Below are 16,360 nucleotides of genomic sequence, written 5' to 3' on the forward strand. Positions count from 1 at the left end.
CCAAATCGAACCTTATTAGAGCGGTTTAGGCTGGACCGGCAGTTAAAATTGGGGCTTGAGCGGTAAACGAGTGAGGGAATTTCAGGTAAGATACTTCGGATGAGGAGCAAAAAGGTGGTTTATACTTCCTATACCCTTGTAGCCGTGAGCACCGAAGTAGACAAAATGCGCTTCAACACCATCATAGACGCGCATTCCTTCATGAAGAATTATCGCTCTGGTGAGGAGCAAGGGAAGGGAACGCCAGTTGGGGATGCGCTTTATCCGGTTGCCAGTTATGGTGATGGCCGTTATGTCTCCAGGATCTGTTTTAAGTATCTAGGTGCTACTGGCGATTATGACCCCACTACCTGCACTGGCGACCCAGCTACGGTCTACTGGCGCTCAACCTATGTTCTGCCGGGTGAGATGGATAAAACACCGTTCCTGGACAGGGATCTCGGCTTACCAACAACGACCATGTGTGTAGGGAACCCTATCCATCTTGGCACCGGCAACAAGTTCCAGGCTGAACTGGATTATCAAAGCGGAGGCTCCGACCCTTTCACATTCACCAGATACTACAATAGCCACCTTCCTGATGAAGAGCTCGGCGGCTGGCGGCATACCTACTCGCGGAGCGTCGAGGTCAACGCCTCGAAGTACGGTGAGAACATGGTTGTCCTGCACCGGCCAGAAGGGCAACAACTCGCGTTCTACAACTCGTCCTCTGTCTGGGTGCCAACATGGAAAACCGATGATACCTTGACGAAGGATGCTACCGGCTGGCGCTACACTCAATCTGACGGGGTAGTCGAGGCCTATGATGAAACCGGACGACTGACCGGCATCGAGAAGCCCAACGGCAATCACATCACCCTGAGCTATCTGAACGGAGAGCTATCCTCGATCACTGACGGCTTTGGCCGCACCATCCAGTTCCAGTATCAAGATGGCCGCATGGTCAGTGTCACCGATCCTGCTGGTGGCAGTATTCAGTACCAGTACAACAGCGCTGGCAAGCTGGCGGAAGTGATCTACCAGGACAATACGAGCCGCAGCTATCTCTACGATGACCCGAATGCACCGGGTTTGCTCTCTGGGCTGGTGGACGAGAACGGCAACCGTTTCGCCACATGGGGATATGATACTCAGGGGAGAGCGGTTCTAAGCGAACACGCCGGGGGCGCAGAGAAAACTCAGGTAAGCTACAACGCTGACGGAAGCGTCTCTGTCACCAATGCCCTCGGCCACGTTCAGCGATACACCTACAGTCGCCACAATGGGATGCTCAAGCCTGATGTGGTTGAGGGTGCGCCGTGTACCGGCTTTGTGGGCGGCAAGGAAACCTACGTCTACGACAGCAAAGGCCTCGTCTCCAGCATTACTGACCGCGCTGGGCAGAAGCGCACGTTCACCCATAACGACCGGGGATTGGAAACCACCCAGATAGACCAGGACGGGGGTAAGGTTACGACCGACTGGCTTCCTTCCAAGTCGCTCCCGGCAAAAATCACAGAACCAACCAGGATCACTGAGCTCACCTACGACACTCATCTCCGGGTGATAAGCCGCAAGGTCACTGATCGCAGCTCGGGCGCTTCCCGGACATGGACCTACACCTATGCCCCTGTTGGTACAGGAAAGCCGAGCCTGTTGGCCTCGGTTGATGGTCCGCGCACCGACGTCAGCGATGTTACGACATTTGACTACGATGACCAGGGCAACCTGATCCGGACAACGAACGCGCTGGGGCAGGTGACGCAGTTTGGTGACTACGACGCGAACGGTCGCGCCGGGACCATTCAGGGTGTCAATGGTGTAACCCAAACCCTCACCTATGACGCCAGAGGAAGACTTGTCAGCTCCACTGGGCCAGAAGGAACCACGGTCTACAACTATGATGCTGTGGGCCTCCTGAGTTCGCTGACCAAGCCAAATGGTGCAACCGTCAGCTATGAGTACGACGCTGCACATCGGCTGGTGGCGGAAACAGATGCACAGGGCAACCGGCGCGAGCTTGAGCTCAATGACCTCGGGAACCCAGTAGAAGAGCGACTGCTCGATGCGCTGGGCCAGACCCGTTGGATAGAGCGCCGGATCTTCAACGAAATCGGCTGGCTCTCCAGTGTCTCCGACGCCTATAGCAATCAGTCATCGTTTTCCTACGATGTGGTGGCAAACCTGATACAGGAGACCAGTCCCTCTGGTAACACACACTCCTACAAGTACGACGGCTTCCATCACCGGACACAAACGACCGATCCCCTCGGGAAGGTCACGCAGGTGCTCTACAAGGATACCGGCGATGTTTACCGTGTCTCCGACCCTCGTTCGCGCCTGACCTACTACAGCTACAACGGCTTTGGCGAAGTGACCCAGGTCCGGAGCCCGGACACCGGCACCACCGACATTACCTATGACGAAGCCGGTAACGTGGCAACGCGCAAAACGGCCAAGGGGCAAACCACAAGCTACAGCTATGACGCGCTGAACCGGATCATCGAAACCTCCAGCGATGTCGCTGGCGAATCGCCAATTCTGTACGGGTACGACGAAGCAACCTCACCATACGGCATAGGCCGCTTGACCTCAGTCGATGATGGCAACGGTGTCCGGAGATTTGGCTACACCCCCGAAGGATGGCTGGCTTACGAAACCTGGGAAACCCACGGGCAGAGCCTGACTACCCAGTACCAATACGATGGTGCAGGCCTCGTCACGAAGATCACGTATCCCAGTGGCCGTGAGGTCTCCTACACCCGTGACTCAGCCGGTGACGTCATCGAGGTGACAACGACACAAGCAGGCACCACAACAAACCTGGCAAGCCAGATTGAGCGAGCGCCCTTTGGCCCCGTCACCAGTATGGTCAGAGGGAACGGCATTTCAGAAAGCCGCACTCTGGATCTCGATTACCGTGTCACCGGCATCGACGCTGCTAGGGTGCATTCGCTGGTCTATCGGTACACGCCAGACTCGTTGATTTCAGCCATAGACGACAATCTCAGCTCATCAGTCAATCAGTCACTCGGTTATGACGCGGTTGGCCGCATCACCTCTGCTGAGGGGATCTATGGCGTTTTGGGCTATGGCTATGACGCCAATGGCAACCTGACGAAGCAGGGGGCGGATACCTTCACCTATGACAGCCAGAACCGGCTGGTGGCCGCAACGGTCGCGGGAGTGACTGTAAGCTACACATACAACCATCTGGATCAGCGTGTAACCAAGACCCTAAACGGGCATACCCGGCTGCTGGTTTACGACCTGGCAGGAAACCTCATCGAGGAGCTGGACGCGGCCACTGGAGACGTGCTGGCGGAGTACATCTGGCTCGATGGGACACCCTTGGGCTTTGTTCAGTCAGGACAGACCTACCAAGTCCACGTCGATCACCTGGGCACCCCGAAGGCACTGACCGACGTCAGCGGCCAAGTCGTTTGGAAGGCGAGCTACAGCCCGTTCGGTAAGGCCAGCATCATCATCCAGGGGCCAACCTTCAACCTGCGATTCCCAGGACAGTATTACGACGCGGAGACCGGGTTCCACTACAACTGGCGGCGTTACTACGACCCAGCGACCGGGCGGTACATTACCAGCGACCCTCTTGGCCTGATCGATGGAGTAAACACCTACGGGTATGTGCATGGAAACCCTATGTCCAATACCGACCCGACGGGTGAATTTGCGTTTGTTGGTGCAGGTATTGGAGCTGGGTTGGAGCTACTTAGCCAACTAATCGAAAATAATGGGAGTTGGAAATGTGTTAGTTGGTCAAAAGTTGGAATCGCCGGAGCGATTGGGGCTATAGGTGGCGGCTGGGCGTCAGGAGTTTTCAGACATGCCAGCTCCGGTAAATCGTGGTTCAAATTAAGCCAAAAATGGAGCAATGTCTCACCCAGAGTAAGGAAAGTTCAAGGGGTTCCACGAGGTAATGAGCTTCACCATTGGGCTATTCAGAGAAATGGCAAGTTTGGCAAATATGTTCCTGACTCAATAAAAAACCATCCTTGGAACTTGAAGTCCATTCCAAGAGATATTCACCAAAACATTCACGGCAATGGACCTACCCCATATAGCGCATTTGGTCGTTGGTGGCACGGGACGCCTGAATGGGCAAAAGTAGCTCAAGCCTCTCCTGTTAGTGGTGGTTTAGCTGATTCAATAAATGATGAGGGATGCGGTTGTGCAAATTGAATTTCCAGCGCTGCTTGTGAGCAGCAAGAAAAGGTCGCTCTTCGTAGTGGCATCAGAATCCGAGTTCGGGAAATGTACTATTCAGTCTTTGAGGAACGGTTATTTTGAGCTGATGGACATTTATGATTCGGAAGGTCGTCACTACAAAATAGACGAGGTTGCGAGCTACAAGCCGCTAAGTCCATTCTGGTACTGGCCTGTAGAAATTGTGATGTATGGTTCTCGACTGTTTAAGGCTAATTTCAATGCTGTTCTTATCTCTAATCTGGATTGCAAGGAGTTAAAATCTGAACTTTGTGATTTGGCTAAAAAGTACAGAAGTAATTTGGATTCCGGCGTCGGAATTGAAAAGATTATGGAGGAAATGGAGTCTGCCAGAACAATTAAAGAATTGATAAAGGTTTTTGGCTAGTTATTCATTGAATACGCTGGTGTTAGTCTAGCTAACCGACGCCAGCGGCCAAGTGTTTGGAAGGCGAGCCATCATAGAGTCAGTAGAGAGAGATACTTTTGGAAATCAATAGTATTATGATTGGTACAAATGAGTTGTAGCTCCATATTTTAAAGGGGGATTTCAGAGAAATGAAGAATAAGAAGGTAATAACTTTGATAATGGCCGCAGCCGCATCATGCTCGTCAGTCTACGCCGCGACATTACCGACCAGTGAGGTAGACGCATACATACTTGCGATGAACACCATGTCACCTATCACTGCAAAGTACACCATCCAGTACAAGCAAGCGGTTGAGCAGAAATGCAATACAGCCCTGAGCGTTGAGCAGCTCAACTCAAAGGCATTCACCAATGTTGTCCAGGCAATGGTGAGTAGTGAGACCGTCGATAGAATGGGGCTTGATGCTGCTGGTGGATCACTCCAGGATACCCTGTCTGTGATCGGCAAGAACGTCACATGCAGTGACCTGAACGCGCCATTTAAAGCACTCTTGGATGATAAGGACTTCACCAGAAAGCATCAGCACCTATCGAAGGTGCTGCATACTTGGAATGAAGTTGTTTCTCAAAGCAAACCCTGAGTAACAAAAAGGAGCCTAACTGGCTCCTTTTTTAATGGGGATGATGTTACGTTCGTGGACGTTATTTTCACTCGGGATATGTAACGTTGAAAAAGGCGTACCGACAAGAGAGTGGTCACATAGCTCTCCATAATAGATGAGCGACAAAATCTCTTGCTCGTTGATTTTTCCCACCTTAAAAAGGTAATTGATTATTGCTGTATCCAGTAGGTCGTGACACCCATTAAGCAGATCCACGATATTGGCCGCAGCTTCATTTTCCTCTCCGTCATCTCGACCGGCTAATACTGATTCAACCCAAGCCTCAAGGCTCGGATGTCCCTCAGCGAGCTCTATTTGACGGCACTCGTTCTCGATCAACCCTGTGATTGCTTCGTTGAGCGTTCCGCCATAAGTCGGCATGTTGAGAACAACTCCAAATCCGGGGATTTCTTTTTGGATTGGCTTCGCATCCTTGGGAGCTGATTTCAGCCACAGGAAAAACCAGATCCCAGAGCTTATGTCTTCCGGCTTGACCTGGTTGGCCGCAAGGAATTTGGAAACCTCGTTACAGATGATGCCATCTGGCGCTGCCATCTCGTAAATACCCGCCATCAGATCTTCAAGGCTCTTATACATATTATCTCTCGCACCTGTACATGATGTTTTCACTATCGTTGTTAAGCGTTTTTTCAGCAAGTATGTTCCAGCGAGACATCTTATACCATTCCATCTAAATCTGTAAAATTACCGTATTACCGTAATTATGATAATTACGGTAAATAAATTTAAGTTCTTCTTGCTGTTGTTCTACTTATTAAAATGTATCTTTGAAAAAGTAGAGTTTTTGGAATAGGATAGGTGGTGCTGAATGCCCACTTTTTACAAGGAGCGCGACCAGTGATTTTTGATGTAAGAGCGACCTTTGAAGTGGCACTCCAGACGGACACCCACCTGGTACTTATCGATCTGGATCAGGGAGCATCAGTTACGAACGATGCTGATGCAGTGATCGCCTGGTTGGCCGCAAACCTCGAAGGTGGAATTGGAAAACGTAAGGTGTACTACCGGGACACCGATGGACGCTTTGATGAGCTCAAGGTTAATGCCGGTGCTTTTGCCGGATTTGCACCTTGTAGCGAAGGCCAGCAGACCACCTTGGCTGGGATGCTCGGCCAGTAACTTTGTGTGGAGAACTCGATGTTAAACAAAAACAAATTTGAGAAAGTTTTAAAGAGAATCCTCGATAAGAACTTTGAGCGCTGCTCTATTTGCAGGAAACCATTCCCTGGACCGTGCCATACTTTTGCTGGTTTGGATTCGGACAATAAAGTTCAGAACGTAGGTTCTTGCTGTCGGACCAGTATTGTGGACTTGCGGCATGGAGGTGTGTATACGACCGCTCCTGTAGATACTCAAGAGGGGCAAAGTCAGGCGCGTGAGCTACTCGCAACACATCCTTGTAAGGGGATGATGGGACATGCTTAGCAAAAAAGTCTTTTTCATTAGTCAAGCGGAGGCCGAAAGACTGGAGCCGGTTCCCGGTGCGGCCATGATCTCCATAACTGACCCAGACAAGTCCCCTGCCGCTCTCGGACAGTGGGGGCAGTTGTACCGCGATAGCTTCTATGACGGCGGCTATTCTGAGAACACCATCCACACGATGAAGGCAGCGTTCCGGATGAATTACGCCTCTTACATTGACTCATCCCAGGCTGAAAAGCTGTCCACCTTCCTGGATGGATTGGTTGGTAGCGGTATCGATCAGATCTTCGTTCATTGCTATTACGGAGAATCCAGAAGTGGCGCGGTAGCGCTGTACCTCCAGAACAAACATGGATTCACTCCGAATAAGCCGATCACCAAGCCCAACCGAACAGTTTACGAATTGCTGTGCAATCCAACCAAGTTTGAACCACTGATGCAAAGCTACGAAACGCAACATATGGAGGAGGAACTACCTCTTCACCTCAAAATATGGGATTTTCTTCTCGTTGCGGTCGGGCTTAGGAGGTAACTTTGCACGACACAAACAATGACAAGGAAGAGCTAGTTTCACATGCGAAAGTAAATGTTCCGGCAGAACAAAGCATTCGCGGTGAACTGTTGCCGTCATCGAGCTCGCTCCGGAACATCCAGGACAACCCCGCCGTCGCCTATCTGGTGAGCCTCGGGTCAAAGCGAAGCAGGCAGACCATGAGCTCATTCCTCAACATTGTCGCCAAGATGATCGGGTTTCAGAACCTTCGTGACTGTGCATGGAGCTCAATGAGGCGGCACCACATATTGGCGGTGCTGGAAATGCTGGGGGATGCAGGGAAGGCTCCGGCAACGATCAACACCTACCTGTCAGCGCTCAAAGGGGTGGCTCTTGAAGCCTGGACGATGAAGCAAATTGATACGGATAGCTTCCAGCACATTAAGCAAGTCCGTTCAGTACGTGGATCTCGACTTCCTAAAGGGCGGGCACTTGAACGCCATGAGATTCGCAGCCTCTTTTTCACATGTGAAAGTGATTCAAGCGCCAAAGGGCTTCGGGATGCGGCCATTCTCGGGGTGCTCCTCGGGTGTGGCTTGCGCCGCTCGGAAATCGTTGCGCTGGACATGGGAAGCATGATCTACAAGGACCGCGCTCTCAAGGTTCTTGGCAAGGGCAACAAAGAGAGAATGGCGTATGTGCCTGGTGGCGCATGGAAAAGACTGGATAAGTGGGTTGAAGAGGTTCGAGGAACGCATGAAGGGCCTTTATTCCCGAGGATCAGGCGGTTTGATGATGTGACTGGAGAGCGGATGTCGGATCAGGCCATCTACCACATCTTGGAGACCAGAAGAGTTGAAGCCGGTCTGGAGATGTTTGCGCCCCATGACCTGCGACGCACCTTTGCCTCCTCGATGCTGGATAACGGTGAGGATATTGTGACCGTGAAGGACGCAATGGGCCACTCAAGCATTGCAACTACCCAGAAATATGACAGACGCGGCGATGAGCGTTTGAAGAGAGCGAGCCAACGCCTCGATATAGCGGATTAACAGCATGAATGATGAAGAACTCGAACTTGCCAGAGCCGAAGCCATGAAAGCCGATAGGTGCTTTTCAAAAGGACGGCTCAGGGACGAATTTCGGATGAAGCCTAAGCCAGGAGTAGAGCCAGTTTCGTTCTACAAAAACGGGTATGGTGGCCAATTTGGAGTGTACCGGATAGCAGATTGCCAACCAATGCGGAGAAGGGGTTGTTCACCGGCATCACAAAAGCAAATAAGGGCGCAATCCATCCTTTCGGTCAAGGCAAGAATGCGTAGCAACCTGGCAAAGGCCTCTGTCATGGCACAAAGGTGGGTCGCTCTGGAACCTCTGGTTCTCGATACCGAGACGACCGGACTTGGTGAAAGAGACCAGGTGATCGAGCTGGCTGTTACTGACATCAGAGGCGCGGTTCTCCTCTGCACCAGATTACGGCCAACCGTGGAAATAGACCCTCAGGCAATGGGTGTTCATGGCATCACCGAGACTGAGCTGTCGAATGAGCCTACGTGGACTCAAGTTGCGCCAGCTCTCGCCCGGCTTTTGTCGGGCCGTCATCTGGTGATATTTAACTCCAGTTTCGACAGTAGGATGTTGAGGCAAACAGCCAGTGCATTTGGAGACCAACTCTCTTGGTGGCAAGAGCAGAACTGTCTGTGCGCGATGAAGCTGGCGGCTGATGCCTTTGGCTCAACCAACCGGCACGGCACAATCTCACTTGCGGATGCCACCTGCGAGGCAGGTGTGAGCTGGAAAGGTCGAGCCCATTCAGCAGCGACCGACGCTATTGCCACCGCCGACTTGGTGACAGAGATAGCCAAAGTCCAACGTGACCTCGTGGTCCAGCTCCAGGAGCTTCAAAGCAAAGGTAATTTGGAATGACAGAACAATCCTACGGCGAAAGTCTCAAATTTTTCTCAGACTGGCAGAAGGACCCCGCGAAACGCACCGGCCTGAATGTGCAACACACGCTAACCAGAGGTGAATATCCTACGGTCAGCATCGAGATTGCGCCGATCAGGGCATCGGGGTCCAGCCCAGACTGGAAAAGCAAGATCACGGTGCAGCTCACTCGCGGCGAACTGACGGCGTTTTGCAGCGTTCTCTTTGGTTTGCGTAGCAAGGCTGAGGGTTCCTATCACGGCGACGCGAAGAATAAGAGCTTTGCGGTTTACAACAACGGCAAGGCCGGTGTTGCGATCATCCTTAGTGAGCGAGGAAACCAGCTCCAGAATTTCATCAATGATGACGACCGAATGGAGCTCGCAGTCTTCGCAGTTCGCCAGCTTTCCAACGCATGGAAAGTTACCCCTTCTGATGCCATCGCGCTGCTACGCCAATCAGCGTGGATGGACCGAAATTTGTCCTAATCGAGCAAATCTAGGCACTCTAAAAGTCGTCCTATAACCACAAAGTTAGACCATCATGCAAAGTGGGGTATAGAGGGTGCCAGCCCCACCCCAGCAGTCCCCCTCAGCCACATTTCTGGCTTGCCCCGCGCTTTTCTTCTTTCTCTCTTTTTCTCTCTCTTTCTCAATCTAATCTCACACACGAAGGTCAAACAGGGCACCCGCCGACGCGAAGCGGAGGCGTATTCTTGCCCCTCCCCCTTGTTGCATGATGGTCTAAATCTGTCTACTATGTAACCAATGAACTGTTAGAACAAACCCACACATAGGCGGCAGCATGGCTAAAAACTTCATATCAGAACAATTCTCGGCCATGTGCCGCGACTTAACGAACCTGTCCTCTCTTATCAAACGACTACCGCCACGGTACGCAAAAGTTGCGGCCATCCCTCCTACCGGAAAAGGAATGGAGAACGAGCCCGTCAACAAGATTGTCGTAACTGAACAAACTGGGCGCGAAGCTCTTGAGCTGGCAGCGCACAGCTACAGAGATCTTCACATCAACCCAGACTATTCGCAGAAGTCTGCCAGGCGCACCGTGGGGGTACTCTGGTTCTCCCCTTCCAGGATTGGTGTAGCTGACGAAATTGCGGCGACGGTTGAACGCATCAACGCGGCCAAAGCTGGTATCGAGGAGTTCATTATCTCGACGTACCCCACCAGGCAAGAGAGGTTTGAAGCACTTCGAGCGGACTGCCCTGGTGTCATGACTCTCCACCTTTACAGACAAATTCGGTGCTATACCAATGGCGACATCGACTCTATCCGCTTCACCTGGCAACGGAAGGACTCCTTGAAGAAGCCCGTAAAAGAGGAGCTTTTGCAACGCATCAGAGAGGAGCTGGAGCGATCTGGGCCAGACTATCAACTTCCCCTGGAGCAGCTTATCCAGAAGATCGCCAGCACCCCGGAGCCTTATCTCCGGGAGCGAAGGGAAGTAAAGGTTCAACCGGTGGCAAACGTCATGGCCGCAGGGGTACTCAAAACCGTTACCGCGCCAATGCCCCTGATCGTGCTCCAGGATAAGGATGTTCAGCTCAAATTGCTTCGTAACTTTGACGCCTCAGAACAACGCAAAACTCGATCTGATAAAGCGGCATCGGAAATCCTTGGCACCTTCGGTGGAGTCACTATCGAATCCTTCCCTGGATGAATCAGCGTGACCGCGTAACAAGGCTTTTCCGCAGCCGGAAGGGCTTTGTCCCACACAAACAATTCCAATCGACAGCAGCATGATATATAATTATGATAATTATCGTAATTATCGTAATTATCGTAAACATTACAAATTAAAAGGAACGTTCTCATGGCAAGAAAATTGGTTGAGTTTGACGATGTAGCGGCTGCGGCCCAAAAGCTCAAGGACGCCGGTAAACGCCCAACGGTCATCGCTATCAGAGACATCATTGGCAAGGGGAGCTTTACCACCATTTCAACGTATCTCAAACAGTGGTCAGAGGAACACTCCCTCGATGAAGAGCTGGTAGAGGTAGTCCTTCCAGAATCGGTTATGAGCGATGCTGAGCTCTTCCTACAGAAGATCTATACGGTAGCCAAAGCAAGCGCCGATGAACAGCTTGAGCGCGAGCGTGAACTGCTACGACAGAAAGAAATTGAGTACCAGGAAGATATGCAGCAAGCCGTGGACATGGCAAATGATGCCACCGAACGGGCTGAGCTACTGGAGGAACAACTTGAAGCTCTCACCAACAAAAAATCAGAGCTCGATGCGGCCCTTGGTAAGGCAGAAAACTCGCTATCCCTCAAGTCTGCGGAGCTAGAACGCTCACTGGCTGACATTGATAAGCTGGAAAAGCGGATCGTTGAGTTGGAGGGCAAGCTGGAGGCGAAAGCCGCAGATCTGACCCGAGCACAGGATCACCTGGAGCAAGCTAAAAGCGAAAATCGCTCTTTGAGCCAAAAATTGGCAACTACAGAGGGTGAGTTGGAGGAGCAAAAAGGCAAGAGTATAGAGCAGACAGAAAAGCTCCGGGCCGCTCAGGAACAAAAAACATCGTTGAAAGAGCAGCTCGAAAATGTACAGGCCAAACTGGCCCAATCACAGGACTCCCTTGCCACAGCCAAAGCTCATGGCGAATCCGCTGAACGAGAGTGCCAGCGCCTATCTGGAGAGGTAGAAAAGCTGGACGCCAAATTATCCAGCGCCGAAGCAGAAGCTCGCGCTCTTGTTCAAGACAAAGGCATGATGGCTGGTCAGTTGCAGGAAAAAGACCAGCAGGCCAAGAGCCTCGAACAAAGACTCAATGATGCACTGACCAAAATTTCTGGGTTGGAGCAAGAGCTCGCTAAAGCTGGTAAGGGAGGGAAAAAGAAAGAGGAAAACTGATGGCGCGAAAGGCTAAATATTCAGAAGAGTGGCGACACAGAGCTGCGGCTCTTCAAACCAAGATTGAGGAGGCTATGACACTAGCCACCTCATCTATTGGCGACTATCGCTGGTTACACCGTCTCCATAGTTGGGTTACGGAGGTGGCTCAAGGTAAAGCCCCAGACTGGTGGACAGATCTGGATTGTGAAGTATCCCTCCCCCGAGAAGAAAAGCGGATCAGTACGTTCCTCTCGACACAAAAGAAGCGCATCACTCTCCAGATGTGTTTGTCGTAGGGGGCCTCATGAAACAACTTCCTCCTGACACACCAGAACAATCACTGATCACTCAGTACAAAGGGCCTCGCCTTGTCGTTAAGGCCTACGCTGGAACGGGTAAAACCACGACACTGGTGAAGTACGCCCACAACAACCTCGATTCACGTATCCTCTACTTGGCATACAACAGGGCTATCCGCGACGAGGCAAGAGAAAAGTTTCCTGCAAACGTAGACTGCAAAACGTCCCACCAGCTTGCCTACGCCACTATAGGAAGGGGCTACCAGCACAAACTCTCCGGCAACCTAAGGCTCACCGATATTGCCCAAGCGGTGAATACCAAGAACTGGACGTTTGCCAAAGATATTCTCGATACGCTCAACGCCTTTATGTGTAGTGCAGACATGCGGATTCTTTATACGCATTTTGCTCGCGCCGATACGGGTAAAGTGCTTACGTCCAAACAGGAGAGATACCAAATCCAGGTGGTCGAAGGTGCTGAGCTCATATGGAAACGGATGACAAACGTTCAAGATCCGTTCCCGACCGTACACGATTGCTACCTCAAACAGTATCAGCTCGGGATGCCGAATCTGTCTCGCCGGTACACCACCATTCTTTTTGATGAAGCACAAGACGCTAACCCCGTAACAAGTAGCATCGTCCTACAGCAGAACTGCAAGGTAATCCTGGTTGGAGATCGCCACCAGCAGATCTATAGGTTCAGAGGCGCAAACAACGCCCTTGATAGCAAAGAGCTCATGAACGCCGACCAACTCTATCTCACTCATAGCTTCCGCTTTGGCCCCAACGTTTCGCTGGTGGCAAACGCCCTTCTTGAACTCAAAGGTGAAACACGACCTGTTGTTGGCCGGGGACCAGCAGATCAGGTACTCATGTTTTTACCAGGTGACGTGGGCCACCGCGCAATACTTCACCGAACCGTCATGGGGGTTATAGAGACGGCGCTCTCTGCGACCGAATCCGGAGCGCAGGTATTCTGGGTCGGTGGAATCGACGCTTACCAGATCAATGAGCTCCAGGATTTGTACTGGTTTTCGATGGCAGAGCCAGACCGGGTAAAGAATAAGAAACTGCTTGATGAGTATGAAGACTACTTCGAGTATCAAGAAGTAGCGAAGGCGACCAAAGACCCTGAGATGATGAGGGCTGTCAAGATCATCAACAGCTACGATGAAATCCCTGAACGACTCACCACTCTACGACGCAATACAGTCAAAGAAGAGTTTGGGGCTGACATTACGGTCTCAACAGCTCATCGGTGCAAAGGGTTGGAGTGGGACTTTGTTCAGCTCTATGACGACTTTCCGGATGTCCTGGACCCAGAGCTCGACCCAATGGCCCGTGACGATGAAATAAACCTGCTCTACGTTGCATCCACCAGAGCGATGCGAATCCTTGCGTTGAACAGCGCTGTCGAGATGGTTATCCGCTACATCACCCAAAAACGCATGGTCGAGAAGCAGATGAAGATGGCCGCAGAAGCGACAGAAGTTGAAGAGGACACGACCAAATAGTTTGGTCAATTCTTTCACATGTGAAAGTTGACAAATAAAACGCTCTAAGCGCCCTAAATGGGCGCTTACACCTGCCTAATTTCACGCCTCCCACCTCTACCATATCGAGCATGGGAAAATACGTGCGTGAGACTATGAAAAAATCACCTTTGAATTTACTGCTCCTTGCAGCGCTCACGCTGGGGGCATCACACCAGGCTTGGGCTCAAGATGGCACAAGACCTGGTTTTTATGAGCGAAAGGAAGAGGGTTGGTTCTGGTACAAGGAAGAGCCCAAAGAACCAGAGAAAAAACCCGAAAAGCCCAAACCAAAGTCTGTGGCAGAAGCGAAGCCTACACAGCCTAAGCCTGCTGCTCCGCTTCCGAGCGGCCCAGAAATGTTCTCAGCGGAATGGTTCCGGGAAAACTTACCCAAGTACAAAGACCTTGCTTGGAACAATCCTACCGTTGAAAACGTCAGGACGTTTCTCTACTTGCAACGATTTGCGATAGATCGCTCTGAACAATTTTCCGATGCTACAGAGCTGGCGGTCGTAGGTGATCCTTTCTTGGATGAAATTACTCGACGTCCTGCTGCCACGTTTGCCTCACAACAAGTTGATCGTGACGCTGGTAACGCCAAAAACATGCTACTCAAAAGCGTAGCCGAACGCGTAGGGATATTCTTCTTCTACAAGTCCGACGATGACTACAGTGACTTGCAAGCACCGCTCATCAAGATGTTGGAACAAGGAGAAGGATTCTCGATCATTCCTGTATCTATGGACGGCAAACCACTCCCCAGTGGGCTTTTCCCCCATTACAAAACCGATGAAGGCCATGCCAAACAACTTGGTATCGTAACTTTCCCTGCTGTTTACCTCGCATCTCCAGACGGTCAGTTCGCTCCTATAGGACAAGGGCCAATGTCTCTTCCTGAGCTGAATCACAGGATTTTGGTCGCAGCAAAACGCAATGGTTGGGTCACAGACGAAGAGTTTAACCGTACACGTCCGGTACTCAACCTGGAAAACAACATAGCCGAACGCTTGGCCTCACCAGAGCTGGGCTCTGACCTCAAACAGCTATCTCAAGCGAGCGGTGATAAAGACAACTTTGTGCCACCGGAACAACTCATGAAGTACATCCGGGACAAATTACAGGAGAACTAAGATGGTCACGCACAAGACATTAAAAAGGAGCCTGCTTGCCCTGAGTGTGGCGGCCAGTCTCGTCATGGCACCGACAGGGGCGATAGCCGCTAACGGCCTCCAATCACAGATGGACAAACTCTTCAATGAAATGAGCAACACAACACCACCTGGGGTTTATGAAAGCCAACGACGTGGCGTTTTAGCTGGTGGCCGGTTCACTGCAAAGACACGAATCTTCGACGAGAACCTGGTGAGCTTTGCCCCTCCATCATGGAAAGCTGGTTGCGGTGGTGTAGATCTGTTCGGCGGTTCGCTTTCCTTCATTAACGCGGATCAAATTGTCCAACTCCTTCGGGCTGTAGCAGCCAACGCCAAGGGCTATGCCTTCCAGCTTGCGCTCGATAACGTTTTCCCGGACGGAGCGAAGTGGATAGAGAACTTCCAGAAGAAAGTGCAAGCGCTCAACCAACATCTGGGCAACTCCTGCCAGCTCGCTCAAGGTTTCGTGAACGACCTAACCAGCGGCATGGACCTTAAACACAAAACTGATGCTTCTATAACCGCGACAACTTCCGGCCTGTATGAAGACTTCTTCGGGTCCAAGCAGGAAACCAGCGGCAAGAGTCCTCTGGAAGAACTGAAAGCCAACAAACCTGACGAATACAACAAGATGATTGGCAACATCGTCTGGAAGCAACTCAAGAGCAACAACGCCAACACCTGGTTCCAGTACGGGGATAACACCCTTCTTGAAGCGATCATGTCTTTAACCGGCACAGTCATCATTGGTGATCTGGTAAACGACCCGAACTCAACCGGCACTGGTGCGAAAACAACCCCTCTGACGACCCTACCAGGTAACAAGATCACCTTGTCAGACCTGATTTCAGGCGGTTCTGTTGAGATCTATTCCTGTGATTCTGATACGACCAACTGCCTGAGTGCTGGCTCCAGCAATAAAACTGTCGTGCTCAAAGGTATCAAGAACCAGATCACCGATATGCTGTTAGGAACAAGCTCTACACCTGGTGTGATCTACAAATACGCAACGAACTCTGGAACCTTAACCGACCCAGAAAAGGCCTTTGTTTCTAACCTCCCCGGAGGGATTGGCACCATTGTTCGTAACTTGTCTGTCCTTTCACAGGACGGCGCTAACCTGTTCGCAACAGAGTCATCAGGAGCGATAGCCCTGACCATGATGTATAGCTTCTCGGAAGAGTTCTTCCGCGCAGCTCGCATTGCGATGGCTAACAGCAAATCACCCTACAAGAAAGAGGCACTAGAGCTTCTCGCGCAATCGCAACAGCAAATCCGTGCTGAATACACAATCCTGTCCTCTCAATACGGCGATCTGGCAAGCCAAATTGAGAAATACAACAACCTACTGGACAACATCCGCAAGCAAAAATACATGCTGGCAACTTTGTCCAATCCTCCTAGCACGAACTAAGGAGC

General features: G+C 51.4%; 14 protein-coding genes. 13 read left to right on the forward strand and 1 reads right to left on the reverse strand.

The features are described from left to right. The first annotated feature begins 144 nt into the window (after positions 1-144). From M1E93_RS19520 to M1E93_RS19530, 3 genes are all read left to right on the forward strand, one after another. Positions 145-4,179, forward strand: a complete 4,035-nt coding sequence (locus tag M1E93_RS19520) for an RHS repeat-associated core domain-containing protein (protein ID WP_426207301.1) — start codon at positions 145-147, stop codon at positions 4,177-4,179. After that, on the forward strand, positions 4,169-4,591 hold the full coding sequence (locus M1E93_RS19525; RefSeq protein WP_001165345.1) for a hypothetical protein: 423 nt from the start codon (positions 4,169-4,171) through the stop codon (positions 4,589-4,591). Before M1E93_RS19520 ends, M1E93_RS19525 begins: the two co-directional genes overlap by 11 nt. A gap of 170 nt (positions 4,592-4,761) precedes the next feature. Next, entirely contained in the window at positions 4,762-5,214 is a 453-nt protein-coding gene (locus M1E93_RS19530; RefSeq protein ID WP_000791469.1) for a hypothetical protein, read from the forward strand. Between the two features lie 15 nt (positions 5,215-5,229). Here the strand turns inward: M1E93_RS19530 and M1E93_RS19535 are convergent, their stop codons facing one another. After that, positions 5,230-5,832, reverse strand: a complete 603-nt coding sequence (locus M1E93_RS19535) for a hypothetical protein (protein ID WP_000278322.1) — start codon at positions 5,830-5,832, stop codon at positions 5,230-5,232. 261 nt (positions 5,833-6,093) lie between these two features. On the opposite strand from M1E93_RS19535, the gene M1E93_RS19540 reads away from it, so the two are divergent. From M1E93_RS19540 to M1E93_RS19585, 10 genes are all read left to right on the forward strand, one after another. Then, entirely contained in the window at positions 6,094-6,375 is a 282-nt protein-coding gene (locus tag M1E93_RS19540; protein ID WP_000575657.1) for a hypothetical protein, read from the forward strand. A 298-nt stretch (positions 6,376-6,673) separates the two neighbouring features. Continuing rightward, positions 6,674-7,210: a hypothetical protein gene (locus M1E93_RS19545; protein WP_000949433.1), complete on the forward strand. Its 537-nt coding sequence runs from the start codon at positions 6,674-6,676 to the stop codon at positions 7,208-7,210. A 2-nt stretch (positions 7,211-7,212) separates the two neighbouring features. After that, positions 7,213-8,223 carry a tyrosine-type recombinase/integrase gene (locus M1E93_RS19550; RefSeq protein WP_000543934.1) on the forward strand — a complete coding sequence of 337 codons (1,011 nt, stop codon included), beginning with the start codon at positions 7,213-7,215 and terminating at the stop codon, positions 8,221-8,223. Between the two features lie 4 nt (positions 8,224-8,227). Then, positions 8,228-9,097 carry a 3'-5' exonuclease gene (locus M1E93_RS19555; RefSeq protein ID WP_000997323.1) on the forward strand — a complete coding sequence of 290 codons (870 nt, stop codon included), beginning with the start codon at positions 8,228-8,230 and terminating at the stop codon, positions 9,095-9,097. Continuing rightward, positions 9,094-9,585, forward strand: coding sequence for a hypothetical protein (locus M1E93_RS19560; protein WP_000139717.1), 492 nt, complete (start codon positions 9,094-9,096; stop codon positions 9,583-9,585). The genes M1E93_RS19555 and M1E93_RS19560 overlap by 4 nt, the downstream gene beginning before the upstream one ends. Before the next feature lie 316 nt (positions 9,586-9,901). Continuing rightward, entirely contained in the window at positions 9,902-10,777 is an 876-nt protein-coding gene (locus M1E93_RS19565; protein WP_001097010.1) for a DNA replication terminus site-binding protein, read from the forward strand. Positions 10,778-10,930: 153 nt separating this feature from the next. After that, positions 10,931-11,971, forward strand: a complete 1,041-nt coding sequence (locus M1E93_RS19570; RefSeq protein ID WP_000101568.1) for a DNA-binding protein — start codon at positions 10,931-10,933, stop codon at positions 11,969-11,971. A 286-nt stretch (positions 11,972-12,257) separates the two neighbouring features. Next, complete coding sequence (locus M1E93_RS19575) at positions 12,258-13,769, forward strand: UvrD-helicase domain-containing protein (RefSeq protein ID WP_000811656.1); 1,512 nt, start codon at positions 12,258-12,260, stop codon at positions 13,767-13,769. A 110-nt stretch (positions 13,770-13,879) separates the two neighbouring features. After that, a complete protein-coding gene (gene traF / locus M1E93_RS19580) occupies positions 13,880-14,920 on the forward strand; it encodes a conjugal transfer protein TraF (protein ID WP_128345929.1) in 1,041 nt (346 codons plus the stop codon). Position 14,921: 1 nt separating this feature from the next. Next, positions 14,922-16,355 (forward strand): conjugal transfer protein TraH, encoded by a 1,434-nt coding sequence (locus M1E93_RS19585; RefSeq protein WP_000256129.1) that lies wholly within the window; start codon positions 14,922-14,924, stop codon positions 16,353-16,355. Positions 16,356-16,360 lie beyond the last annotated feature (5 nt).

Source organism: Providencia sp. PROV272, assembly GCF_049901975.1.
Taxonomy (GTDB): Bacteria; Pseudomonadota; Gammaproteobacteria; order Enterobacterales; family Enterobacteriaceae; genus Providencia; species Providencia stuartii.

Coding starts and splice junctions, on each gene's coding strand:
- M1E93_RS19530 (WP_000791469.1), top strand. CDS start 4,762: ATGAAGAATAAGAAGGTAATAACTTTGATAATGGCCGCAGCCGCATCA.
- M1E93_RS19535 (WP_000278322.1), bottom strand. CDS start 5,832: ATGTATAAGAGCCTTGAAGATCTGATGGCGGGTATTTACGAGATGGCA.
- M1E93_RS19545 (WP_000949433.1), top strand. CDS start 6,674: ATGCTTAGCAAAAAAGTCTTTTTCATTAGTCAAGCGGAGGCCGAAAGA.
- M1E93_RS19555 (WP_000997323.1), top strand. CDS start 8,228: ATGAATGATGAAGAACTCGAACTTGCCAGAGCCGAAGCCATGAAAGCC.
- M1E93_RS19560 (WP_000139717.1), top strand. CDS start 9,094: ATGACAGAACAATCCTACGGCGAAAGTCTCAAATTTTTCTCAGACTGG.
- M1E93_RS19565 (WP_001097010.1), top strand. CDS start 9,902: ATGGCTAAAAACTTCATATCAGAACAATTCTCGGCCATGTGCCGCGAC.
- M1E93_RS19570 (WP_000101568.1), top strand. CDS start 10,931: ATGGCAAGAAAATTGGTTGAGTTTGACGATGTAGCGGCTGCGGCCCAA.
- M1E93_RS19575 (WP_000811656.1), top strand. CDS start 12,258: ATGAAACAACTTCCTCCTGACACACCAGAACAATCACTGATCACTCAG.
- traF (WP_128345929.1), top strand. CDS start 13,880: ATGGGAAAATACGTGCGTGAGACTATGAAAAAATCACCTTTGAATTTA.
- M1E93_RS19585 (WP_000256129.1), top strand. CDS start 14,922: ATGGTCACGCACAAGACATTAAAAAGGAGCCTGCTTGCCCTGAGTGTG.